This is a genomic window from Rhodococcus sp. IEGM 27 (genome assembly GCF_033142305.1).
GTDB classification, from domain to species: domain Bacteria; phylum Actinomycetota; class Actinomycetes; order Mycobacteriales; family Mycobacteriaceae; genus Rhodococcus_F; species Rhodococcus_F oxybenzonivorans.
Map to the genome: position 1 here is coordinate 1,224,767 of NZ_JAWLSG010000001.1, position 24,447 is coordinate 1,249,213.

General features: G+C 65.8%; 25 protein-coding genes. 10 read left to right on the top strand and 15 right to left on the bottom strand.

Going from position 1 to position 24,447, the window contains the following annotated elements; translation table 11 throughout:
- The first annotated feature begins 136 nt into the window (after positions 1-136).
- The 5 genes from R4P95_RS05770 to treS all read left to right on the top strand — a co-directional run bounded on the left by R4P95_RS05770 (position 137) and on the right by treS (position 6,205).
- Positions 137-1,423: a GTP cyclohydrolase II gene (locus R4P95_RS05770; RefSeq protein ID WP_213573954.1), complete on the top strand. Its 1,287-nt coding sequence runs from the start codon at positions 137-139 to the stop codon at positions 1,421-1,423.
- Positions 1,420-2,685 (top strand): URC4/urg3 family protein, encoded by a 1,266-nt coding sequence (locus R4P95_RS05775; protein WP_317743846.1) that lies wholly within the window; start codon positions 1,420-1,422, stop codon positions 2,683-2,685. Before R4P95_RS05770 ends, R4P95_RS05775 begins: the two co-directional genes overlap by 4 nt.
- Before the next feature lie 20 nt (positions 2,686-2,705).
- The gene (upp, locus tag R4P95_RS05780) at positions 2,706-3,335 is read left to right on the top strand and encodes a uracil phosphoribosyltransferase (RefSeq protein WP_213573957.1); all 630 of its coding nucleotides are present in this window, start codon (positions 2,706-2,708) and stop codon (positions 3,333-3,335) included.
- Positions 3,336-3,574: 239 nt separating this feature from the next.
- A complete protein-coding gene (locus tag R4P95_RS05785) occupies positions 3,575-3,886 on the top strand; it encodes a hypothetical protein (protein WP_317743848.1) in 312 nt (103 codons plus the stop codon).
- Between the two features lie 114 nt (positions 3,887-4,000).
- Positions 4,001-6,205: a maltose alpha-D-glucosyltransferase gene (gene treS, locus R4P95_RS05790; RefSeq protein ID WP_213573959.1), complete on the top strand. Its 2,205-nt coding sequence runs from the start codon at positions 4,001-4,003 to the stop codon at positions 6,203-6,205.
- 18 nt (positions 6,206-6,223) lie between these two features.
- Here treS and R4P95_RS05795 read toward each other — a convergent pair whose 3' ends face one another.
- From R4P95_RS05795 to R4P95_RS05860, 15 genes are all read right to left on the bottom strand, one after another.
- Positions 6,224-6,484 (bottom strand): HypC/HybG/HupF family hydrogenase formation chaperone, encoded by a 261-nt coding sequence (locus tag R4P95_RS05795; protein ID WP_317743849.1) that lies wholly within the window; start codon positions 6,482-6,484, stop codon positions 6,224-6,226.
- A gap of 3 nt (positions 6,485-6,487) precedes the next feature.
- Entirely contained in the window at positions 6,488-6,994 is a 507-nt protein-coding gene (locus R4P95_RS05800; protein WP_317743850.1) for a hydrogenase maturation protease, read from the bottom strand.
- Positions 6,995-7,001: 7 nt separating this feature from the next.
- Complete coding sequence (locus R4P95_RS33530; protein ID WP_397517656.1) at positions 7,002-7,121, bottom strand: DUF6893 family small protein; 120 nt, start codon at positions 7,119-7,121, stop codon at positions 7,002-7,004.
- Entirely contained in the window at positions 7,118-8,497 is a 1,380-nt protein-coding gene (locus R4P95_RS05805) for a hypothetical protein (protein ID WP_317743851.1), read from the bottom strand. Before R4P95_RS05805 ends, R4P95_RS33530 begins: the two co-directional genes overlap by 4 nt.
- A complete protein-coding gene (locus R4P95_RS05810; protein WP_317743852.1) occupies positions 8,494-9,141 on the bottom strand; it encodes a DUF6084 family protein in 648 nt (215 codons plus the stop codon). The genes R4P95_RS05805 and R4P95_RS05810 overlap by 4 nt, the downstream gene beginning before the upstream one ends.
- Complete coding sequence (locus tag R4P95_RS05815) at positions 9,138-9,779, bottom strand: DUF5947 family protein (RefSeq protein ID WP_317743853.1); 642 nt, start codon at positions 9,777-9,779, stop codon at positions 9,138-9,140. Before R4P95_RS05815 ends, R4P95_RS05810 begins: the two co-directional genes overlap by 4 nt.
- Entirely contained in the window at positions 9,779-10,696 is a 918-nt protein-coding gene (locus R4P95_RS05820) for a NifU family protein (protein WP_250772983.1), read from the bottom strand. Before R4P95_RS05820 ends, R4P95_RS05815 begins: the two co-directional genes overlap by 1 nt.
- Positions 10,697-10,706: 10 nt before the next feature.
- A complete protein-coding gene (locus R4P95_RS05825; RefSeq protein WP_317743854.1) occupies positions 10,707-12,500 on the bottom strand; it encodes a nickel-dependent hydrogenase large subunit in 1,794 nt (597 codons plus the stop codon).
- A gap of 29 nt (positions 12,501-12,529) precedes the next feature.
- Positions 12,530-13,585 (bottom strand): hydrogenase expression protein HypE, encoded by a 1,056-nt coding sequence (locus R4P95_RS05830; protein WP_109326709.1) that lies wholly within the window; start codon positions 13,583-13,585, stop codon positions 12,530-12,532.
- Between the two features lie 150 nt (positions 13,586-13,735).
- On the bottom strand, positions 13,736-14,491 hold the full coding sequence (gene hypB, locus R4P95_RS05835; RefSeq protein WP_317743855.1) for a hydrogenase nickel incorporation protein HypB: 756 nt from the start codon (positions 14,489-14,491) through the stop codon (positions 13,736-13,738).
- Positions 14,492-14,496: 5 nt separating this feature from the next.
- Positions 14,497-14,826 carry a hydrogenase maturation nickel metallochaperone HypA gene (hypA, locus tag R4P95_RS05840; RefSeq protein ID WP_317743856.1) on the bottom strand — a complete coding sequence of 110 codons (330 nt, stop codon included), beginning with the start codon at positions 14,824-14,826 and terminating at the stop codon, positions 14,497-14,499.
- 91 nt (positions 14,827-14,917) lie between these two features.
- On the bottom strand, positions 14,918-16,066 hold the full coding sequence (locus tag R4P95_RS05845) for an acetyl-CoA C-acetyltransferase (protein ID WP_317743857.1): 1,149 nt from the start codon (positions 16,064-16,066) through the stop codon (positions 14,918-14,920).
- 13 nt (positions 16,067-16,079) lie between these two features.
- Entirely contained in the window at positions 16,080-16,694 is a 615-nt protein-coding gene (locus R4P95_RS05850) for a TetR/AcrR family transcriptional regulator (protein ID WP_317743858.1), read from the bottom strand.
- A 99-nt stretch (positions 16,695-16,793) separates the two neighbouring features.
- Entirely contained in the window at positions 16,794-17,594 is an 801-nt protein-coding gene (locus tag R4P95_RS05855) for an SDR family oxidoreductase (RefSeq protein WP_317743859.1), read from the bottom strand.
- Entirely contained in the window at positions 17,591-18,811 is a 1,221-nt protein-coding gene (locus tag R4P95_RS05860; RefSeq protein ID WP_317743860.1) for an acyl-CoA dehydrogenase family protein, read from the bottom strand. Before R4P95_RS05860 ends, R4P95_RS05855 begins: the two co-directional genes overlap by 4 nt.
- A gap of 48 nt (positions 18,812-18,859) precedes the next feature.
- Here R4P95_RS05860 and fadD3 point away from each other — a divergent pair, with 48 nt between their 5' ends.
- The 5 genes from fadD3 to R4P95_RS05885 are packed head-to-tail and all read left to right on the top strand — an operon-like array spanning position 18,860 to position 24,445.
- Complete coding sequence (fadD3, locus tag R4P95_RS05865) at positions 18,860-20,410, top strand: 3-[(3aS,4S,7aS)-7a-methyl-1,5-dioxo-octahydro-1H-inden-4-yl]propanoyl:CoA ligase (RefSeq protein ID WP_317743861.1); 1,551 nt, start codon at positions 18,860-18,862, stop codon at positions 20,408-20,410.
- The gene (locus R4P95_RS05870; protein ID WP_317743862.1) at positions 20,407-21,279 is read left to right on the top strand and encodes an enoyl-CoA hydratase; all 873 of its coding nucleotides are present in this window, start codon (positions 20,407-20,409) and stop codon (positions 21,277-21,279) included. Before fadD3 ends, R4P95_RS05870 begins: the two co-directional genes overlap by 4 nt.
- Positions 21,280-22,440, top strand: a complete 1,161-nt coding sequence (locus tag R4P95_RS05875) for an acyl-CoA dehydrogenase family protein (RefSeq protein WP_317743863.1) — start codon at positions 21,280-21,282, stop codon at positions 22,438-22,440. It begins immediately after the preceding gene.
- Positions 22,437-23,405, top strand: a complete 969-nt coding sequence (locus tag R4P95_RS05880; protein ID WP_317743865.1) for an acyl-CoA dehydrogenase family protein — start codon at positions 22,437-22,439, stop codon at positions 23,403-23,405. Before R4P95_RS05875 ends, R4P95_RS05880 begins: the two co-directional genes overlap by 4 nt.
- Positions 23,402-24,445 (top strand): acyl-CoA dehydrogenase family protein, encoded by a 1,044-nt coding sequence (locus R4P95_RS05885; protein ID WP_317743866.1) that lies wholly within the window; start codon positions 23,402-23,404, stop codon positions 24,443-24,445. The genes R4P95_RS05880 and R4P95_RS05885 overlap by 4 nt, the downstream gene beginning before the upstream one ends.
- Positions 24,446-24,447: the final 2 nt, after the last annotated feature.

Here is a 24,447-nt window from a genome sequence, read left to right on the forward strand (position 1 = left end):
CCGGCGGACGTGCACGCCACGCGATAGTCGCTGCAAATAGCTATGCTTGCGTCTCCGGTGGCCGGCAGCGTCCGGGCGCGGGAGATACGTTCCGGAGGCGTGCCTCGTCGCCGGGCCGTCGTTACGGAGGAACGCCATGTCCGCTGAAGTCGTCCCCACCACACCGTCGCCTGCCACGCCCGAAACCGCCAGCGGTCACATCCGATTGACGTCGCACAGTGGCGGCGTCGGGTCCCTGCCGATTCGATGGGGCGCTCCCACGGCTGCCGAGCGCGGACCGGTGGTCGGCACCACCACCAATCGCGCCCACCGCAACGTGGTCGGCACGCACAGCGGCTCCTACAGCATCTACCGGGCGCTGGCGGTCGCGGCCGGCGCGCTGTCGCGCCACCACAAGGCCGACCTCACGAACACCGCGCCTACCAACATCATCGGCCCGTACCCGCAGTGGAGCGAGCCCGGCAAAATCGTGAGTCTCGACCCGTGGGGCGCCATGGTGGCGGAGGTATTCGCGGCCGAGTTGGCCGCCGGCCACGACATCCGCCCCAGCATCGCCGTGACCAAGGCACACGTCATGCTGCCGGAGATCACGGATGCCATACAGAAAGGCCGCCTGCGCCCGGACGGCCGTTTCCTGATGTCCAACGGTGCTGCGCTGGTCAGCAAGGTGGCGATCGAACCTGTCTGGCACTTGCCGGGTGTGGCGGAGCGCTTCCACTGCAGCGAGTCGGATCTGCGCCGCGTGCTGTTCGAGGAGACCGGGGGCATGTATCCCGAACTCGTGACCCGCTCGGATCTCGAGGTGTTCCTGCCGCCGATCGGTGGGCAGACGGTGTACATCTTCGGCGACCCACGCGATCTGGCCGATCCTGCCGTGGAGTTGACGGCGCGCGTGCACGACGAATGCAACGGCTCCGACGTCTTCGGCTCCGACATCTGTACCTGCCGCCCGTACCTGACGCATGCGATCGAGGAATGCATCCAGGGTGCGCAACACGGCGGGGTCGGCTTGGTGTCCTATTCCCGCAAGGAGGGCCGCGCGCTGGGTGAGGTGACCAAGTTCCTGGTCTACAACGCCCGCAAGCGTCAGGTGGGCGGCGACACCGCGGACCAGTACTTCGCCCGCACCGAATGTGTCGCCGGCGTGCAGGACATGCGCTTCCAGGAGATGATGCCCGACGTGCTGCACTGGCTGGGGGTGCGCAAGATTCACCGCCTGGTTTCCATGAGCAACATGAAGTACGACGCCATCACGGGCTCGGGCATCGAGGTCGGGGAACGGGTGGACCTGCCCGACGAGCTGATCCCGGCCGACGCGCGGGTAGAAATCGACGCCAAGATGGCGGCCGGTTACTTCACGCCGGGCGTGGTGCCGAGCGCCGACGAACTGGCGAAGGTCAAGGGCCGGGAGCTGGACGAATGAGCATGCTCGGCGTCGGTCCCGACGTCGACACCGGGCGGGCCGAGGGCGCGGCCGCGGCGCTGCGCACCACGACGGCTGTGCGGGAACGCTCAGGGCAACTGCTGAGCCGCGCGCGCGAAGGCGGCTCGCGCTGGTTCAGCGTTCACGACGACGCCTTGCAGACTGCCGCGGCCGAGGTGGTCGACGTGACCCGTGCGCGCTATCCGGACCTCGCGATTCCCTACCACAGTCGCTGGCGGCATTTCGAGGCCGGCGGCGTCGACCGCAAGGCCGACCTCGATGCCCGGCTGGCCGGGCTGGACGTGCAGGCCCGCGCCCGCGCGATGATCGATCTGGCCGTGGTCAGCGTGCTGCTCGATGCCGGGGCGGGTCCCGACTGGCATTACGACGAGAAAGCCGGCGGGCAGCGGTTCGCCCGATCCGAGGGACTGGGTGTCGCCAGCTGGCACGCGTTCGTCGGCGGCCTGTTCTCGAGCGACGCCGAACACCCGCTGCAGGTCGATGCGGCCGCGCTACGGAGCCTGGACACCAACCGGCTGGCCGAGTTCTTCCAGGTCGGCCCGTCCAATCCCCTGGTAGGGCTCGAAGGCCGGGTGCTTCTGCTGCGCCGGCTGGGCGACGCACTCGCCGCACAACCCGCGGTGTTCGGCCCGCACGGGCGGCCGGGTGGCCTGTTCGACCAGCTGACAGAGCCGCACGGCTCGGCCACGTCGTCAGTGGCCGCCCACGACATCCTTTCCCACGTTCTGACGTCGCTGTCGGGCATCTGGCCGACAGACAACGCCATCGGCACACAGCCCCTGGGCGACTGCTGGCGCCACGAGGCGGTGGTCGGGCCGGGCCTGACCCGAGGCTGGATTCCGTTCCACAAGCTGTCGCAGTGGCTGACCTACTCGCTGCTGGAGCCCTTCGAGTGGGCAGGCGTGCGGGTCGTCGGGCTGGACGCCCTGACCGGCCTGCCCGAATACCGCAACGGCGGTCTCCTGCTGGACACCGGGGTACTACGCCTGCAGGACCCGACCTGGGCCGCACGCCGCTGGACGGCCGGTGACGAAGTGGTGGTCGAGTGGCGTGCGCTGACGGTCGCGCTCCTCGACGAACTGGCGCCGCTGGTGCGCGGACGGCTCGGCGTGGACGCCACACAGCTTCCGCTGGCCTGCGTCCTGGAGGGCGGCACCTGGGCCGCAGGCCGCGCCCTGTCTCAGCGGGCGAGAGGTGGGCTGCCACCGCTGTCCATCGTCAGCGACGGCACGGTCTTCTAGAGCGAAACGGGGACGGATACATGGGAACAGTGCACGTGATCGATCACCCTCTGGTACAGCACAAGCTCACGATGATGCGCCGTAAGGATGCCTCCACCAACAGCTTTCGTCGACTGGCCAACGAGATCTCCGCGTTGATGACCTACGAGGTCCTGCGCGACATTCCGATGCAGGACATCGACATCGAGACGCCGATGGAAGTCACCACCGGCAAGGTCATCGACGGCAAGAAGCTGGTGTTCGTCTCCATCCTCCGCGCAGGCACCGGAATTCTGGACGGGATGCTGACGATTGTGCCGGGCGCGCGCGTCGGCCATATCGGTCTGTACCGCGATCCCAAGACACTCGTCGCAGTGGAGTACTACTTCAAGATGCCCGGCGATCTGCACGAGCGCGACGTGGTGATCGTCGACCCGTTGCTGGCCACCGGCAACTCCGCCGTGGCGGCGGTCGAGCGGTTAAAGGAATGCAGCCCCAAGAGCATCAAGTTCGTCTGCCTGGTGACCTGTCCCGAAGGCATCGCCGTCCTGCAGAATGCCCATCCCGACGTCCCGATCTACACCGCCGCCGTCGACCGGCAGCTCGACGAGCACGGCTACATCCTGCCCGGCATCGGCGACGCGGGCGACCGGATCTTCGGCACCAAGTAACCGACTTTTGCCACCACTCGATGACGTGACCCGTTACGTCGAGGTGTGCCGATCGGCCGTGCAGCTTGCACAGACGAGTTCGAATCCAGCCTCAGCTTTCGTGCTGATGGGCGGATGATTCCGGGCGCGTTTCGGATGATGATTGTTCTATCGGAACCGGAACACAGAGCGGGGGAGCCCGGCATCGTCGGACCGGTCAGGGGAAGCCGGCCACAATTGGACCAGAGGTGAAGCTAGAGATGAACGGTTTTGTACTGCGCACGGTTATTGCGGCGGCGGCGACCACGGTCGCGCTCGGCACCGGCGTCGCATCGGCGGGACCTACCCTTCACGGAGACCCCGCCACTCCCGGCACCCAACTGAATGTCCGCTCGAACGATCAGCACAGTTACTCCTGCGGGACCATCGGGGTCACCGGCGGTGGAGTCGGAACGGCTCCCCCGAACAGCATCGGCCAGTCCAACAGTGTCTTCTTCGGCAGCGGCCCGGTCCAGGGAGGTTGCGTAGGTAGTGACGGATCGGTGCACTTCCCCTCCGGACACGCCCACTGATATCGAGGCAATACCGGGTCAGGGCTTCCGTCCTCATTCGTGACTCGGACCGCGAACGTCGATTGTGCGTCACTATCGACGGGTACCCGGTTACCGAGAAGCAGACGGAGGAACATGAACCCTGAGGTCCATCACGAGCCCAGTGAAGTCAGTTACGACGAGCAGTTCTATCCAGCACGACCACGACCTCTACGTCCGTCCGTCCGGCGTAGCCCACGGGTGGACACCCAGTCCGGTGACGCGCACCCGTCGAATCCCGCCTATGTGGATTGGCTCATCAAGCAGTCCATCCTCCATGACGCAACCCAGATCGCCGAGCAGCTGTCCGGCAAGGGGAGCATGTGGCAGAACCCGTACGCGGACCCGAACCCGCGCGCGGCTGTCGAGCGTGCGCCCGTCTGGTTCACCGCATACCCCATATCGATCATTACAGCCCCCGGCGCGAGTTTCCTGGCCTCACTCGGCGACGAGGCCCTGTGGCAGGCCTTTTCACAGATCGGCGTGACCGCAGTGCATACCGGGCCAGTCAAGCAGGCCGGCGGCATCAACGGCTGGCAGTCCACCCCGTCGGTGGACGGTCACTTCGACAGAATCAGTATGCAGATCGACGCCGCCTTCGGCACCGAGGAAGAGTTCCGTCGCCTCTGCGTCGTCGCCGCAGCATATGACGGCACCGTCATCGACGACATCGTCCCGGGCCACACCGGAAAGGGTGCGGATTTCCGTCTGGCGGAGATGGCGTATGCGGACTATCCGGGGATCTACCACATGATCGAGATCGAACCCCCGGACTGGCACCTACTCCCCCGCGTGCCGGAGGGCCGGGACTCGGTCAACATCGATGCCGAGACCGAGGCCCAGTTGGCACGTGCCGGCTACATCATCGGCCAACTCCAGCGCGTGATCTTCTACGAACTCGGTGTCAAGGAGACCAACTGGAGCGTCACCCCCGTCGTCACGGGAGTAGACGGCGTCGACCGGCGCTGGGTCTACCTGCACTATTTCAAGGCGGGTCAGCCGTCCATCAACTGGCTCGATCCATCCTTCGCGGGTATGCGCCTGGTCATCGGAGACGCCTGCCATTCACTTGCCGACCTCGGGGCAGGGGCCCTGCGACTCGACGCCAACGGCTTTCTCGGTGTCGAACGGCGAACGGAAGGACCGGGGTGGTCGGAAGGACATCCACTGTCGGAAGCGGCCAACCATCTGATCGCGAGCATCGTCCGCAAGATGGGCGGCTTCACCTTCCAGGAGTTGAACCTCACCATCGACGACATCAAGGAGATGGGCACCAGCGGTGCGGACCTGTCCTACGACTTCATCAACCGGCCCGCTTATCACCATGCCCTGGTCATGGGCAACACCGAATTTCTTCGCTTGACCATGAATCTGGCGCGCGATCACGGCGTCGATACCGCATCCCTCGTCCATGCTCTGCAGAACCACGACGAATTGACGTTCGAGCTGGTGCACTTCGCCACCCTCCACAAGGACGATGAATTCGTCTACGGCGGTGAGCCGATCAAGGGTTCCCACCTCGGTGACCGCATCCGTAAAGACTTGTGCGAACGTCTCACCGGGCGTTGGGCGCCGTACAATCGTACTTTCACGACCAACGGAATCGCTTGCACCACAGCCAGTGTCATCACGGCCACGCTCGGAATCCGGGACCTCGACCGGATGACGGCCGACGACGTCGCCATGGTCGAACGCGCGCATCTCCTCCTTGCGATGTACAACGCCCTTCAGCCCGGGGTGTTCGCGTTGTCCGGCTGGGATCTGTGCGGGCTCCTTCCGGTACCCGTCGACGACGTAGCCGACCTCGTCCGCGAGGGCGACACGAGATGGATCAACCGCGGCGCCCACGACCTCATGGGCGTCAACCCGGAGGCCACTCGATCGGAGTCCGGGATTCCGCGGGCCACCAGCCTCTACGGCACCCTGCCCGAGCAGTTACGGAACCCGGAGTCGTTCGCCTGCAAGCTGTCCCGGATCATCGAGGTTCGAAATCGCTTCGGAATTGCGACAGCCGTTCAGATCGATGTACCGACGGTTTCACACAAGGGACTGCTGGTCATGGTGCACCAACTCGCTGACATGAGCACCCAGGTGACGGTCTTGAATTTCACCTCCGAGGAAATCACCGCAACGGTCCAATCGCAGCATCTACCCGCCGGTGCGTCCGCGTACAACCTCTTCACCGATGAACTCGTCGGGACCGTCGACGAACTCCACAGCTTCCCGGTGACACTGCACGCGTACGAGGGAGTCCCGGTCATCCTGAAGGGCCCGCGCAGCGACGAGACACTGATCATGTGACCGAACCAGAGGACCTGTTCACATCTGGTCGTCGTCCGCCGTCCGCGATCGCCCCATCATCTCCAGTCCGGCCATCGCCCTCTCGGCACCGGCTTCGTCTACCTTCTCCATGGCGAACCCCATGTGGATCACGATCCAGTCGCCGGGTTCCAGATGCACGTCGTCGTCGAGCATGCCGATGTTGACACGCCGCTCCTCGCCGACCACATCGACGAGGGCCAACTGGTTGCCGTAACCCTCGAGCATGCGCACCACGCGGCCGGGAATACCGAGACACATGATTCAGCTCTCCTTCCCCTCCGCTTGCAGAGCGGCACCGGCGTCGAGCAGCTGCTGCACCACGTCCAGCACCGCCTCGACGGCCGGCTCCACTGCGGCCTGCACAGGTACCGACAGTCCGATGCCCTCCTCAGTGTTCTCCACCTGACACCCGAGCACCACGGTCCGCGGCAGGGTGCCGCCCAACGCCTGCAGGCTGGCGAAGACAGCACCGGGGTCCATGCTGTGCGCGTCGAGGGGGGCGTCCGGAATCGAGTCGGGCTGCACTTCGACGGCACTCAGTGCGCCGGGGGCACCTCGGTTCGGAACCGCGTCGACAAGGAGTAGCGCACCCCACCCATCGAGCAGTTCATAGGCCAAATGGGTTCCCCGGATGCCGAAATCGACAGCGCGGACACCCGCCGGCAGCCGCCTGGAAGCGACTGCGCGCAGCACTTCGGGGCCGAACCCGTCGTCTCCGAAAAAGATATTGCCCACCCCGGCAACAAGAACTCGCCTGTCCACCGTCATGGAGCACTCACATCTGCCGGATACGCATATACCGCTTGATGTCGGGTAGCGAGACGACCGCTGCCACCACTCCGGCAACCGCCAGGATCGCCAACGCCGCCGTGGTGACCTCTCCGAGAACCTTCATGACTGTTCATCCTTTCCGGTGTCCGTCGATATGGGCTCCACCTCATCGGGGGCGAAGTACAGATACCGTCCGTACCACTCATGCATGTCCGACGCCGGGTCGTCCTGCAGCACGACGCCGATGTGCGTCTCACCGTCCACGTCGGCGTGGACGGTGACGACCCGGGCGAGTTGCCCGGCGAAGAACAAATCCTGGGCGTCCGCGCGACGCGACGGGTGGAGCCGCACCACGCTGCCGTTGGCGACCCGCACGCCGTCGACGAGCACACCGTCGACGTCGGGCCGGACCGCGTTGTCTGCCTCCGGGTCCCACCACGGGACGTCGTCGGTCAGTTCCGGGACGAGTCCCATGTCCGGAAGGTGTGGATCCCGCAGGATGCCGTGCATCTGCGCGAGCGTCGACGGCGACATCTCGTCGCAGCGGTCGATGATCCGCGCCGCGAGCGGGTCGGTGGCCCGAGCCTGACGCTTCTCGTCCTCGGTGAGAGTCATGACGCGGAGAGTGAGGATTTCGTCGATCTCGGTGGCATCGAACAGGGCACCGTCGCTCTGCTCCGCAATCTCCGGGTGGTCGTACAAGATGATCGGCGACGCCAGCACGAGGTCGGTTTCCCCGGGCAGCCCGGCGAGGACGGGATAGCACCGGTGTTGTGTGCACGCGGACGCCAGGTGTTCGGCCTCGGCCGGTGGCTCGAGTAGCGACACGAAGTCCGTGCCCTCTGCCGCGAGGATCAGATGAGCACCGATCAACGACTGCCGGATGGCCCGGTCCCGGTCCATACCGGAGTCGCCGGCAGTGACGTTCTCCACCTCGAGCCAAAGCCTGGTGAACCCGTCACTGTTCTCGCAGTCCACCGTCACGACGGCGTCTGCAGGCCACCGGGTACGCACCACCCGACCGGCGAGAGACCCATCCGCTCTCCGCAGCTCCTCCACCTCGGAACCCCCGTCGATGTGGACGTCGAGACGTCGACCACCACCGCATTCGGCGAGACTCGGTGCACCTAAGTCGAACTCACGCTCCACCGCCTCGTCCCAGCTGAGCCAGCTGGTCCCGTCGACGGTCAATTCGTCGACGCCGGCGAATTCGGTGCCCGCCTCATCGGTTGCCCGCTCGACACACCGCACCTGCAGCTGCAGGAATCGGAGGGTGATGCCGACCGCCGCGTCGTCGCCCGCGCGCAGCAACGTCGAGCAGGACATCGTCGATTCCTCGCCGACACCTGCATCCGCTGCACCCGGTGGCCCCACGACACCGAACTGCCATCGTGACTGGTTCTTCGACGAACTCGCACGATACGGATAGAGCAAATAACCCTCGTAGAGCACCGCGTCGGCGACGGCGCGCACGCGCTGCAGGGACGCCGGGGAGATCATGCGATCACCTCCCCGGCTCCCTGCAGCAGATCCGAGACGGCAACATCCAACCCGATCAGGCCGTGCGACGATTTGTACCGCGCGAGTGCCGCCAGAGTGTCCTGGTCGAGGCGCAGCCAGCCCGTGTTCGGATAATGCGCCTGGACGAGGTCCCGCCAGACGGTCACCGGTAGTTCGTAGGTGGCCTCCCGGTCCCAGGGAATTCGCTCGACACCGAACCCGGCAACGCCCCGGGTGAAGACGGTGCCGCTGAACAGGAACATCAACGGGATCGGTGAATCTGCGGCTTCGAGGGCGTGCAGGTACTTCGACGCCGTCACCTCGAAGTCGTAGGTACACGGGAGCGGAAGGTCCACCACGGTCGACCCGGTGAAACCCTGGGCGACAGTGCTGGTCTCCATCCACTGGAAAGGCTTCAACGTTGCTGTCCACCGCGCGCGCGGACCGAACAGGTCGAGCAGCCCTTCGGCCTCCTGGTCGGTGTATCGACGGCGCTGCGGATCGAGCCGCACTTGACACCGGAGGGCCATGGCATGCACCACGGCACCCGTCGTCTCCGCCACCCGAAGGCGGGCAGTGAGATTGGGGACGACGGCATACGGTTCGGGAAACACCTCCACGACGTCGAACGACAGCTCCGTCACGACGGCTCCTTCGCGACTCGGCTCCGGGACCGTACCGTGTCGAAAAACGTATCGATGGCGCGGCGGGCATCCTGGCCGCCGTCGAATCCTCGCCACAGCCGGCGAAGCTCACCCACCAATTGGTAGCAGGCGTCGATCGGGACGAGAAAACACTCGGCCTCGCCGCCGTGCTCGGGGACTCGCAACAGCAACGCTTCGGTATCGTCCGACAGCTGGGTGAGCGCCGGGTTGGCGGCGAGCACGTCGTCCCAGGCGGCGAGTGGAAGTTCCGACTCGGTGGCGCCGGCCGGCCCGGGATAGAACGCGATCGTCCTGTCCAGGGCGGAGTTCCGGAACACGAACGCGAGCCCTACGGGAATCTCGAGTTCGTCCCAGCGCCCCGGTGCCAGCGAGAAGTTCGGGAACGACAGGTAGCGGTCGGGTACCGCGCGGAAACGCAGCTCCGCCGTATCGTCGGTGAACAGCAGATAACATCCGCGACACACGCACATCAGGTGTCTCTCCGACACGTTCACTACGTGCTGGTGGGCGTCGGCGATCGGGACGGCACACATGTCGCACCGTTCGCCTTCCACGGTCTGCGGACGTTGAGAGGCGATTCGCTGCAGAATCCTCAATCCTCTTCCGGACGCACCCATCACGCCACCTCCGCGGCCGGTACCGCCACGGAGATCACGCCGTCACGAACCAGAACCGGCAGTGGAGCCAGCGGTTCGGCCTCGGGATCACCGTCGAGCCGTTTCCCTGCGCCTCGGGGATCGAAATGCGCCCGGCACGTGGGACACCGGAGCACAGCGTCGCCGACCTTGCCGCCTGCTCGCCGCTGCAGGGTAGCCCCGGCCAGCGAGTTGGTGCACGCCGCGCAGCGGTCACGGAATGCGAACAGCTGCTCCCCGATCCGGCACACCAGCACCGGCAACCCCGCGAGCGAGAAACCGCCGACCTCCCCCGACGCGAGGTCCGCGATGTCGGGCGCCGATACCCACGTTCCGGTTCCCGACTCGTGAGCATGAACGTGCGAGAACAACGACTCCGTGGCGATCAACCCGGACCCAGCCTCCGGTTTCGCGCCGACCACTTCGATGTCGACCGTCTCGGGTGCGGCGGAATACACGGCGTCCTTGACAGCGAGTTCCAAGGTCACCGCCGAAGACGGGCAGCTCTGACAACTGCCCGTGAGACGAAGTTGCACCACTCCGTCTGTGACACCGAGCAATTCGACGTCACCGCCGTGTGAACCCAGATACGGACGCACACTGTCCAGCGCGGTGGCCACCCTCGTCTCGACGTCGTGGGGATGCAGCCCGTTGACCAACAGCAAACTGGCGACAAGTTCGTCGGCGGCGAGCCGGTCGACCAATGCGCCATCCTGCTCACCGACGATCTCGAGCATCCGCTCCAGGCCCGCGCCGTACAGTTCGACGACCTCCCGGACAAGTTGCTCGGCGCGCTCACGGGCAACCGCGCCGCCCGCCGAACTGGCGTCCAGGAGGGCGTCGATCCTTTCGCCGGCGGTCCGCCAGCGATCGGGGCCGTCTACTCCAGCCTCCTCCATGCCTGCCTCGTCACTCGCCGGTCACGGACTGGGTGGGCGAATGCAGCTTCTCCAGTGTCTTTCCCTCTCCCAGATACATGTGGACACCACAGGGCAGGCACGGATCGAAACTGCGGACGGTCCGCATGATGTCGATACCTTTGAAGTGGTCCCGGTCATTCTCCTCGAAGATGGGCGACTTCTGCACCGCATCCTCGTAGGGGCCCGGTGTTCCGTAACTGTCCCGAGGATTCGCGTTCCACGGTGTCGGGGGGTACGGATGGTAGTTCGCAATCTTACCGTCCCGAATTACCATGTGGTGCGACAGAACTCCGCGCACAGCCTCCGTGAAGCCACATCCGATTCCCTCGTCGGGGACGTCGAACTTCTCCCACGTCTTGGTGTGCCCGGCCCGGATCTCGGCCAGCGCCTTCTCGGCGAAATGCAGCGCACACGCCGCCGCGTACGCCTGGAAGTAGGTCCTCGCACGATTGCGTTCGAGGGTGTTACTGCCGTGCCGCGGAATGTTCCACTCCAGCTCGACCGGACCCTTCAGCGCCGTCTTCGGCAGGTTGATCTTCACGCTGTGGCCCGTCGACTGCACGTAACCGATATCCACCAACTGCGCGAGAGCCGTACTCCAGAGTCGGGCGAGCGGACCACCACCGGTGTCGAGGGCGAGATAGTCCTTGCCGTCGTACCAACGCGGCGACATCACCCAGCTGTACTTCTCGTCCATGTCCCGCTTCTGCGGATGCGGGTTGGTGTGCTGGTTCCAGGGATGCCGGCGATCGACCGTGTTACCCAGCGGGTCCTTCTCGACGAACATCTCCTGGTCGGTCCAGTCGTCGTAGTACGAGCTGCCCAGAAGGATGCGAATACCGAGGTTGATGTCCACGAGGGAGGTCGTCACCAGTTTGCCGTCCACCACGACACCCGGAGTGACGAACATGGACCGGCCCCAGTTCTCCATGTCCTTGTACTCGAAGTTGCACACAGCCGGATCCTGGAACGAGCCCCAGCAGCCGAGCAGAGTGCGACGGAGTCCGACGTTCTCATATCCCGGGATGGCCTCGTAGAAGAAGTCGAACAGATCGTCGTGCATGGGGACGACCTTCTTCATGAATTCGACGTAGCGCATCAGGCGGGACATGTAGTCGGTCATCAACTGGACGGTCGCCGACGTGCCCACACCTCCCGGATACAGCGTCGACGGGTGGACGTGCCGTCCTTCCATGAGGCAGAACATTTCCCGCGTCCAACGGCTGACCTGCAGCGCCTCGCGGTAGAACTCGCCGGTGAACGGGTTGAGCGATCGCATGATGTCGGCGATGGTCCGGTAACCGTGGTCGCCGGCGTGCGGCGCCGGAGTGTTCTCCGCCTGCGCGAGCACCCCGGGGTTCGTCTCCGAGACCATCTTCTCGCAGAAGTCCACACCGACCAGATTTTCCTGGAAGATGTTGTGGTCGAACATGTATTCCGCGGCTTCACCGAGATTGACGATCCATTCGCCGATATGCGGCGGCTGCACGCCGTACGCCATGTTCTGGCAATAACACGAACACGTGGCGTGGTTGTCACCGCAGATACCGCAGATGCGGCTCGTGATGAAGTGGGCGTCGCGCGGATCCTTTCCTTTCATGAAGATCGAGTAACCGCGGAAAATCGAGGACGTGCTGTGGCACTCCACGACTTCCTTCTGCTTGAAGTCGATCTTCGTGTAGATACCCAGGCTGCCGACGATGCGTGTGATCGGATCCCACGCCATCTCCACCAAGCCATCGGTTTCCGTCTTGTGCGAAGGATCCGGAATGATCGTTGTCATCGACGTACCTCTCAGAGGCCCGAGCTGGGCTACCAGGTGCGAGTGGCGCCTGTGGTCAGTTTCGTGCCGCGGCTACGCCACTGCGGCTCTTTGTCCAAGGTGTTCTTGGTGATTCTGCGCAGACTGCGGATCGCGGAGCCGTACAGACCGGATGCGGTCGTGGACAGCCTTCCGCCGGGCGGCTCGTCCATGAATGGCATGAACTTGTCCGGGAATCCCGGCATCGTGCAACCGATGCAGATTCCGCCCACATTCGGGCAACCGCCCACACCGTTGATCCATCCGCGCTTGGGGACGTTGCATTTGACGACGGGACCCCAGCAGCCGAGCTTGACGATGCACTTGGGTGAGCCGTACTCGGTGGCGAAGTCACCCTGCTCGTAGTACCCGGCCCGGTCACAGCCCTCATGGACCGTGCTCCCGAACAGCCACTGCGGACGCAGCGCGTCGTCGAGCGGAATCATCGGCGCCTGTTCGGTGGCCATGTACAGCAGATAGGTCAACGTCTCGGACAGATTGTCCGGCTGGATCGGGCAACCCGGTACACACACGATCGGAATGCCCGCCTTCGATTTCCAATCCCAGCCGAGGTAATCGGGGACGCCCATCGCTCCCGTCGGGTTGCCGGCCATCGCGTGGATACCGCCGTACGTCGCGCACGTACCGGCAGCCACGATCGCCGTCGCTTTGGGAGCCAGCTTGTCGAGCCACTCACTCGTCGTGACGGGCTGACCGGTCTCCGGGTTGTTGCCGAAACCGCACCAGTACCCCTCGTCGTGAAGTTGCTCATTGGGGATCGACCCCTCGACGACCAGTACAAAAGGTTCCAATTCGCCGCGGTCGGCCTTCCAGAACCACTCGATGAAGTCGTCGGCGCCACCCTCGGGCCCACATTCGAAGTCGATCAGCGGCCAGTGCACGGCCACCTTCGGCAGGCCCGGCAGAGCGCCGAGAGCGATTTCCTCGACACTGGGCTGAGTGGCAGCGGTCAAGGCCACCGAATCCCCGTCGCAGCTGAGCCCCGCGTTGATCCACAGCACGTGGATCAGGGTTTCCTCGGCTTTGATTGCTTCCTGTGTCGGCATAGCAGGTCGCTTTCCGGAACCGAACACGGCTCCTGTCGCCACCGGGGTCGACCGTCGGCCCACCTGTGTGACGCTATTCCCTATTTAGCTCCTTACGGCGTTCGCGTGTCAACGGCCCTCAGGCACATCGGGCCAGTTCAGCCATGACCGTTACTGCGCCGCGATCCAGTCGTACCACTGCTGCATGCCCTGCCCCGTGGTCGCGGACAGGGTGATCGCCTCGAGATGGGGGTTGACCGACCGGGCGTACTTCGTGCAGAGATCCACGTCGAAGTCGACGTACGGCAACAGGTCCGACTTGTTGACCAGCACCAGATTCGCCGCAGCGAACATGTGCGGATACTTCAGCGGCTTGTCGGTGCCCTCGGTCACGGAGATCACCACCACCCGGGACCGCTCCCCGAGGTCGAACAGCGCCGGGCACACCAGGTTTCCCACGTTCTCGATGAACAACAACGAGTTCGGGCCGGGATCGAGCGCCGTCAGCGCATCGCGCATCATCTCCGCGTCCAGGTGACACCCCGCCCCCGTGTTCACCTGCACGACAGCGCAACCCGTCGCCTCGATCCGGTTGGCGTCGAGCATCGTCTCCTGATCTCCCTCGATCACCGAGACCGGACGGTGTCCGCCGATGTCGGCGATGGTCCGCTCGAGCAAGGTGGTCTTCCCGGACCCGGGGGAACTCATCATGTTCAGCGCGAGCACGCCCCGTTCCGCCAGCCAGGCCCGGTTACGCTCCGCCGTCAGGTCGTTCTTGGCCAGCACCTTCTGCTCGAGGGTGACCGTCTGGTGCTCGTGCTCGTGGTCGTGCGGGTGCTCGTGGTCGTGGTCGTGCGGATGCTGATGGGTGTGGGGGCGGCTGACCCTGGTACCGGTGTCGTCGCCGCATCCGCAGGTGGCACACATACGCCTCAGCTCACTTCCATCGAGAGAATTCGTAATTCCCGGCCCGAGGTGACGTCGACATCGGCACTCCCACACGGACACAGCAACACCAGGTCGGTGAGCGAGAACGTGGTGCCGCACTCGCGGCACTGCGCGCTGCCCGGGGAGTGGTCGATGTCGAGTCGGGCACCATGCGCCACAGTCCCTTCCGTGACCAACTCGAAACAGAACTGCATCGAATCGGCGACCACCGCGGTCAGGGCGCCCACCTGAACCCGGACACTGTGAACGGTCCGTCCGGCGGCTTTCTCGCAGACGGCATCGACGACGCTCTGGGTGATTGCCAGTTCGTGCATCACGACCCCGCTTACGGACTCGTCACCTCTCCATCGAGCGTAGCGCTTCGCGCCCGTGAGTACTTCTTAACCATGGGAGGTTAATAAGTACTCACAGTCGTTCGATGATGGTGGCGTTGGCGGTGCCGCCGCCCTCGCAGATGGTCTGCAGACCGTACCGGCCGCCGGTGCGCTCGAGTTCGTTGAGCAGTGTTGCCATCAGTTTGGTGCCGGTCGCGCCCAGCGGATGTCCCAGGGCGATCGCGCCGCCGTTCACGTTGACCTTCGCCGGGTCGGCACCAATTTCCTTGATCCACGCGAGCACCACCGGGGCGAAGGCCTCGTTGATTTCGACGAGGTCGATGTCGTCAATACTCAGGCCGGTCTTCTCCAACGCGTAGCGCGTAGCCGGAATCGGCGCACTCAACATGAAGATCGGGTCCGCGCCGCGGGCACTGAGGTGGTGGATGCGCGCACGTGGGGTCAATCCGTATCGCTCGACGGCCTCAGCGGACGCGAGGAGCACCGCGCTCGCGCCGTCGGAGATCTGGCTCGCGACTGCGGCCGTCAACCGGCCACGCTCGGTGAGCGTCTTCAACGACGCCATCTTCTCGAGGCTCGTCTCACGCGGACCCTCGTCCGTCGTCACCTCCCCGAACGGGACGATCTCGCGGTCGAAGCGGCCCTCCGCAATCGCCGTCCGCGCGCGCTCGTGGCTCTGCAACGCCCAGCGCTCGAGTTCCTCCCGGCTGATGTCCCACTTGTCCGCAATCAACTCCGCGCCGCGGAACTGCGACACCTCCTGGTCGCCGTAGCGCTCCACCCACCCCGTCGACCCACCGAACGGGGTGTCGAATCCGTACTGCTGCCCCACCATCATCGCCGACGCGATCGGGATCTGGCTCATGTTCTGCACGCCGCCGGCGAGAATGAGGTCGGCGGTGCCGCTGAGGATCGCCTGTGCGCCGAAGTGCACGGCCTGCTGACTCGACCCGCACTGACGGTCGACGGTCACACCCGGAACCTCCTCCGGATATCCGGCCGCCAGCCACGCTGTCCGTGCGATGTTGCCCGCCTGGCCGCCGATCGCGTCAACGCACCCGAAGACGACGTCGTCGACGCCGGCAGGGTCGATGCCGGTGCGGTTGACGATCGCCTTGATGACGTGTGCACCCAGGTCTGCGGGGTGCACGCCGGACAGGCCACCGTTCTTCTTGCCGATCGGGGTCCGGACGGCGTCGACGATGTATGCCTCGGTCATGGAGAACTCCTAGTCAGATGGTTCTGGGGCTCGCGAGTCCGTCGAGGACGATCGAGAGGTACTGCTTGGCGACCGTGTCGACAGTCAGGGAGCCGCCGGGCCGGTACCAGCGCACGGCGACCCAGGCGGTGTCGCGCATGAAGCGGAAGGCGAGCTCGACGTCGATGTCGGGGCGGAAGCTGCCGTCCCGCACACCGGCCTCGAGCACACCGACCCACAGCTCGCGGAATTCGGTGTTCAGCTCCGCCAGATAGGCGAAGCGTTCGTTGGCGACGAGGTGCTTGACCTCGTCCTGGTAAATCGCCACCGCGGAATGCGACGTGTCGATCGCCTCGTACGAGGTGGTGACCAAGGCTTCGAGGGTCGCGCGGCTACTGCGCCCGGACGCCACGATCTCGCGGTACTTGCCGAACAGGTCGTCGAGGAAGCCTCGTAGTATTTCGTCGACCATCGACTCCTTGGAGTCGAAGTGGTGGTAGAGGCTGCCCGACAAGATGCCGGCTGCGTCGGCGATGTCACGGACGGTGGTGGCCCGCAGACCACGCTCCGCGAACAGCTGGGCCGCGATCTCGAGCAGCTCGGCCCGGCGTCCGGTCTTGGACGTCTCGTCGATTCGGGGTGCAGTCATCATTCCATCCTATCAACCAAGCGCTTGCTAGGGCCTTCGGCCCTGTGAGTGGTTAACGAGTCCAGGCACTCGTCAACCACTCACAGGCGGCGGAGCCGCCTACGCCCTCTGCGACGACACCGACACGACCTCACCGGTGAGATATGTGGTGTAGTCGCTGGCGAGCATCGCGATGGTCGCGGCGATCTCCCACACCTCGGCGGCGCGTCCGAACGCCTCCCCCGACGCCAGCCTGTCGAGAAGTTCCTCGTTGGTGACCTTGGCGAGGAAGGCATGACGGGCGATGGACGGCGCGACAGCGTTGATCCGCACCCCGTACTCGGCGGCCTCGATGGCGCTGCACCGGGTCAGGGCCATGACCCCTGCCTTCGCGGCCGCATAGTGCGCCTGCGAGTGCTGCGCCCGCCAGCCGAGGACGGAGGCGTTGTTGACGAGCACTCCGTTGTGTTCGACTCCCTTGAAATAGCGCAGCGCCGCGCGGGTGGCCCGGAATGTTCCGTTCAGAGTGATGTCGAGGACGCGGTCCCACTCCTCGTCCGTCATGTCGACGAGAGGCGTCTCACCGCCGAGCCCGGCGTTGTTGACGAGGACATCGATCCGACCCAGAGCGTCGGCGGCCCCGGAGATCAGCGCGTCCACCTGTTCCGTGCTCGACACGTCACAGGCCAGCGCCTTCACCGTGCGTTCGGGAAATTCGGCGGCAAGCTTCTCCTGTGTCTCGCCCAGCCGGCGTTCGTGCCAGTCGGACACCAGCACGTCGGCGCCCTCGAGGAGGGCGCGGCGGGCGGATGCGAACCCGATGCCGGTGCCGGCCGCGGCGGTCACGACGACCTTCTTGCCCTTCAGCAGGTCGTGTCCCGGCGTCTCGACGGGCGCGGTGGCGAGTGGAGCAGTAGTCACGGTCGTGCCTCTCGGGGAAGTCCGAGCACGCGCTCGGAGATGATGTTGCGCTGGATCTCGTTGGATCCGCCGTAGATCGTGTCGGCGCGGGTGAACAGGAACAGCCGCTGCCATTCGTCCAGTTCGAGATGTTCGGGGTCGGTGATGTCCGACGACGGTCCCGCGGGCGCCAGCAGCGATGCCGCACCCTGCACGTCCATCGCCAACTGGCCGAGGTCGCGATGCCAATTGGCCCACAACAACTTTGCGACCGACGCTTCGGGACCGGACGTGCCGGCGTCCACCGCGTCGAGGGTTCGCATCGCGTGCGCCCGCATGACCCGGAGCCCGACCCACGCCCGCGCAATCTTCTCCCGGATATTCGGATCGGAGGCTGCGCCGTTGGCACGCGCGAGGTCGACGATTCCCTGCAGTTCGCGGGCGAAGCCGATCTGCTGGCCGAGGGTGGAGACCCCGCGTTCGAAGGTGAGCAACCCCATCGCGACCCGCCAGCCGTCACCCGGTTCGCCCACCACGAGATCCGCGTCGGTCACGGCGTCGTCGAAGAACACCTCGTTGAACTCGGACGTGCCGGTGAGCTGCTGAATCGGGCGCACGGTGACGCCTGGCTGATCGAGGGGGACGAGGAGGAAGCTGAGTCCGTGGTGGCGCTTCGACCCCGGCTCGGTGCGGCACAGCACGAACGCCCACTGCGCCACGTGAGCGAGCGAGGTCCACACCTTCTGCCCGTTGATCACCCACCTGCCGCCCTCGAGCCGGGCCGTCGTCGCGACGTTGGCGAGGTCGGATCCGGCGCCCGGCTCCGAGTATCCCTGCGCCCACAGTTCGGTGACCGTCTTGATCCCGGGGAGGAAACGACGCTTCTGCTCCTCGGTGCCGAACGCGATCAGCGTCGGCCCGAGCAGTTCCTCGCCCACATGACTGACCCTGGCCGGGGCCCCCGACTTCGCGTACTCCTGGTGGAACGTCACCTGCTGGGCCAGGGTGGCCCCGCGGCCCCCGTACTCCGCAGGCCAGCCGAGGCAGGTCCACCCCGCGGCCGCGAGGTGGCGGTCCCAGGCGAGTCGTTCTTCGAAGAACTCGTGCTCGCTGCCGGGCCCACCCTTGCCCTCGAGGCGTGTGAAGTCGCCGGTCAGGTTCTCCGCCAGCCAGGTTCTCACGGTCTGGGCGAAGTCGTCGTCGGTGATCAGCCCGTCCGGGCTCTCGCTCTGGTCCACGTCTGTAAGATAACCTACCAAGCACTTGCTAGGTAGGTAGGGAGCGAAGTGACCGCACAACCGACAACCACTCCGGCCGCCGTGATCGCGGCCGCACACGACTTCGGCGAACGCGAAGCCGTGGCGGACGGCGACGTCCGTCTGACCTTCACACAGCTCCACGACCGTGTCCGCGATTTCGCCGCAGCGCTCTGCGCCCGCGGCGTACAGCCAGGTGAGCACGTCGCGATCTGGTCTCCCAATACGTTTCACTGGGTGATCGCGGCACTGGGGGTGCACTACGCGGGGGCGACGCTGGTCCCGATCAACACCCGCTACACCGCGACCGAGGCCCTCGACATCGTGGAGCGCACGAAGTCCGCCGCGCTGGTGGTCGCAGGCATGTTCCTCGGCACCGACCGGTACGCGACCCTGCGAGACGAGTCGAGCACCCTCGACCTGCCGACCGTGGTCCGCGTGCCCGTCGACGGAGGCGACCTCGAAAGACCCGGAGTCCTCGACTTCGACGACTTCCTCGCCCTCGCCACGGACGACACCCGGGCGGCGGCAGACAGGCGGGCCCGGGCCGTCGACGCCGAGGACATCGCGGATGTGATGTTCACGTCCGGGACCACGGGACGGAGCAAAGGTGTGCTGAGTGCACACCGGCAGGTGGTGGGCATCGCGCGGGCCTGGGCCGACTGTGCCGAGGTGACCGCCGACGACAACTACCTCGTCATCAACCCGTTCTTCCACACGTTCGGGTACAAGGCGGGCATGCTCGTCTGCCTCCTCACCGGGGCGACCGTCGTGCCGATGGCCGTGTTCGACGTGCCCAAGGTGATGGCAACCGTGCACGACGAACACATCACCGTGTTGCCCGGTGCCCCCACGATCTTCCAGTCGATCCTCGATCACCCCGACCGCTCCCGCTACGACCTGTCGAGTCTGCGCATCGCGGTGACGGGCGCGGCAGCGGTCCCGGTGGCGCTCGTCGAACGCATGCAATCCGAGTTGAGCTTCGAAGCAGTCCTCACGGCGTACGGCCAGACCGAGGCGGTGGTGATCACCATGTGCCGCACCGACGACGATCCCGTGACCGTCTCGACCACGTCCGGTCGGGCCATTCCCGGTATGGAGGTGCGGATCGGCGAGCGGGGCGAAATTCTCGTGCGCGGGGAGAACGTCATGCTCGGCTATCTCGACGACCCCGAGGCAACGGCCCGCACCATCGAGCCGGACGGCTGGTTGCACACCGGTGACGTCGGGGTTCTCGACGAACGCGGGTACCTGGACATCACCGACCGCCTGAAGGACATGTACATCTCGGGCGGCTTCAACGTGTACCCGGCCGAGGTGGAGAACGCTCTGGCGCGCCTGGACGGCGTGGCCGAATCCGCCGTCATCGGTGTACCGGACGAGCGCATGGGCGAGGTCGGCCGGGCGTACGTCGTGACGAAACCGGGCACCTCCCTGACCGAGGACGACGTGATCGCCTTCGGCAAGAAGCACCTCGCGGGATTCAAGGTCCCCCGCACCGTGCGATTCGTCGACTCCCTGCCCCGGAACCCGTCCGGGAAAGTAATGAAGAACATCTTGCGTGAGGAGAAATCATCATGACGGTCCCCGACGAGGGTGACGTCGTCACCTACGACGTGCGCGACGGTGTGGCATTCGTGACGCTCAACCGTCCCGATTACCGGAACGCCCAGAACTCGGTGATGACGTACGCACTCGATGCCGCGTTCGAGCGGGCAGTCGAGGACGACGAGGTGAAGGTGATCGTCCTCGCCGGCAACGGAAAACACTTCAGCGCCGGACACGACATCGGCACACCGGGTCGCGACCATCACGTCCACTACGACAACAAGGCCGTGATGTGGTGGGACCACGTCGACAAGCCTGGTGGCGACCAGCGGTTCGCCCGGGAGATGGAGGTCTATCTCGGGATGTGCCGCCGTTGGCGCGAGATCCCGAAACCGACCATCGCGATGGTGCAGGGGGCCTGCATCGCGGGAGGTCTGATGCTGGCGTGGGTGTGTGACTTGATCGTGGCGTCCGAAGACGCGTTCTTCTCCGATCCGGTCGTACGTATGGGCATTCCCGGTGTCGAGTACTTCGCCCATCCGTGGATGATGAATCCGCGGTTCGCGAAGGAAATCCTCTACACCGGTGACCGATTCCCCGCACAACGCGCCTACGAGGTCGGCATGATCAACCGCGTGGTTCCGCGAGAGGACCTCGAGAAGGAAACCCTCGCGATCGCCGGACGGATCGCTGCCATGCCGCGATTCGGGCTCGCGCTCACGAAGAAGGCCGTCAACCAGTGCGAGGACCAGATGGGCATGCGGAACGGCATGGACTCCGTCTTCGGATTGCACCATTTCGCGCACGCGCACAATGCCGAGATCGACACGGATCCGCTCGGCGGAATGAACGCCAAGTCGATGGCGGAAAGCGCACGTAACTCGGAGAACGGGGCCAAGTAAGTGGATCTGGAGTACGACGACACCACTCTCGCGTTCCGCGACGAGGTACGAGCGTTCCTGAAGGACAACGTGCCGTCGCGCCCCCTGCCGTCGATGGACACGGCCGAGGGATTCGAGGCTCATCGGCAGTGGGAACGCACGCTCGCCGACGCCCGCCTGTCTGTGGTGTCGTGGCCGGAAGAGCTCGGCGGCCGCGACGCCTCACTGCTGGAGTGGGTGGTCTTCGAGGAGGAGTACTACCGCTCCGGCGCGCCCGGGCGGGTCAGCCAGAACGGCATCTTCCTGTTGGCGCCCACGCTGTTCGAGCATGCCAACGCGGAGCAGCTGGCACGCATCATGCCGCGCATGGCCCGGGCCGACGACATCTGGGCCCAGGCCTGGTCGGAACCGGAGTCGGGCAGTGACCTCGCCTCACTGCGTTCCACCGCTCGCCGCGTCGACGGCGGCTGGGTGCTGAACGGGCAGAAGACGTGGAGTTCCCGAGCCACCTTCGCGGACTGGGGGTTCGGTCTGTTCCGGTCCGACCCCGACGCACAGCGGCACAAGGGCATCACCTACTGCATGTTCGACCTCCGCTCCCCGGGTGTCACCGTGCGCCCGATCGACCAGCTCGACGGCGAACCCGGTTTCGCCGAGATCTTCCTCGAGGACGTCTTCGTCCCCGACGACCCCGCCCACCCGGGCGAGTCGGGCGTGATCGGCGGCGTCAACGAGGGCTGGCGCGTCGCGATGAGCACCGCGTCCAACGAGCGCGGTCTGTCCCTGCGCAGCCCCGGCCGGTTCCTTGCCACCGTCGACCGGCTGATCGAGCTGTTCGAGTCGACGGGCCGCACCGACGACACAGCGTTGCGTAACCGCGTCGCGGACGCCTGGATCGGGGCCCGCGCCTATCAGCTCAACACCTTCGGCACGGTGACTCGTCTCGCCGAAGGCGGGCAACTGGGCGCCGAGTCGTCGATCAACAAGGTGTTCTGGTCGGAGTGGGACATCGCCACCCACGAGACCGCCCTCGAACTGCAGGGGGCCTCGGCCGAGCTCGCCGACAACTGGATGGACGGTTACCTGTTCTCCCTGTCGGGCCCGATCTACGCCGGCACCAACGAGATTCAGAAGAACGTGATCGCCGAGCGGCTGCTCGGCCTACCCAAGGCGGATAAATGAGATTCGCACTCGACTCCTCCCAGCAGGACTTCGCATCCAGTATCGATGCGCTGCTGTCGAAGTCAGATATGCCGGCGGTGATCCGGTCCTGGAACCGCGGTGACACAGAACCCGGCCGGAAGGTGTGGCAGCGTCTGGCCGAGACCGGGATCAACGGGTTGCTGATCGGTGAGGAGCACGACGGTCTGGGCGCAGACGCCGTCGATCTCGTCGTCGCCGTGGAGCAGCTGGGGCGCCACGCTGTGCCCGGCCCGGTGGCCGAGACCATCGCTGCGGCACCGCAATTACTTGCACAGGCCGCACCGGGGCGCCTGTCCGCCCTCGCCGAAGGCTCTCTGGCTACCGTGGTCTCTCCCCCACACGTGCCGTTCGCCGTCGATGCGGACACCGCGGATCTCGTGCTCCTCGTCGAGGACGCGTCACTTCACCTCGGTGATCCGGGAGTGGTGCAGGACTCTGTCGACCAGTCCCGCCGCCTCTTTCCCGTGACCGCCGGACAACGCCTGGGCGCGGTCGAGTTTGTGCCCGCCTTCGATCTGGGCGCGCTCGCAACCGCGGCGCAGCTGCAGGGACTCGGACACACTCTGCTCGAGATGACCACCGATTACGCCAAACAGCGCAAGCAGTTCGGCAAGGTGATCGGGCAGTTCCAGGCCATCAAACATCACCTCGCGGAAGTGGCCGTCGGGCTCGCGATGTCCCGGCCGTTGCTGCACGGCGCGGCGCTGTCGGTTCGGGACGGCTCCCTCGACGCCCCTCGCGACGTCTCCGCCGCCAAGGTGGCCTGCGGCGACGCCGCCTACCGGGCGGCGCGCGTGGCGCTGCAGGTGCACGGCGCCATCGGCTATACCCAGGAACACGATCTGTCGCTGTGGCTTACCAAAGTCCGGGCACTCGTCACCGCTTGGGGCACACCATCGTTCCACCGCGGTCGCGTGGTCGATTCCCTCGTGGGTGCGTCATGAGCTTCGACAACGACGAGCGGGCCGACCTCCGGGCCTCCCTACGCAACCTGCTGTCCAAGCATTCCGACTCAGCCGCCGTCCGCCGCGCTATCACTACCGAGCACGGCTACGACGAGGCCCTCTGGGCACGGCTGTGCGAGCAGATCGGCGTTGCGGCACTGGCCATCCCGGAGAAGTACGACGGCGTCGGCGCCTCCCTACTCGAAGTGCATGTGGTGCAGGAAGAACTGGGGCGGACGCTCACACCGTCACCGATGCTGGGCAGTGCCGTCCTCGCCGCGCAGACCCTACTGCTGTCGGGCGACGACGACGCCTGCGGCCGGCTACTCCCGGCTGTTGCCGCGGGTTCGGTGGCTGCATTGTGCTGGGCAGGTTCCGAAGGCTGGTTCCGTTTCGGGGTCACCGCGGCGGGCGAGACCCTCTCGGGTACGGCGCAGTACGTCCTCGGCGGCGACGTCGCCGACGTGCTGCTCGTCCTCACGGACGACGGCCTGTTCGAAGTTACGGCGACGGCGGACGGTGTGACCCGACGACGGGTACCCACGATGGATCCGACGCGGACGCTGGCCGAGGTGACCTTCGACGACGTGGCCGCACGCCGGCTGGTGTCGTCACCCGACCTCGTCGACAGCATCCGTACCGTCGCGTTGATCGCCCTGTCGGCGGAACAGGTCGGCGCGGCGTCCGCAGTGTTGGAACAGACGGTCGAATACACGAAGTCGCGCAAGCAGTTCGGGCGGGCCATCGGGTCGTTCCAGGCGCTCAAGCACCGCATGGCCGACATGTACGCGTTGGTCGAGACGGCCCGGTCGATGTCGTACGCCGCGGCGCTGTCGGGCACGCACGAGGACGCCGTCATCGCCAAGGTGTACTGCTCCGAGGCGCTGCAGTCGGTGGCAGCCGAGGCCATCCAACTCCACGGGGGCATCGCGATCACCTGGGAGCACGACGCCCAGCTCTACTTCAAACGCGCCCACGGCAGCGCCCAGCTCTTCGGGCAGCCTCGGGACTATCTGCGGCAGTTGAATTCTGAGGATTGACG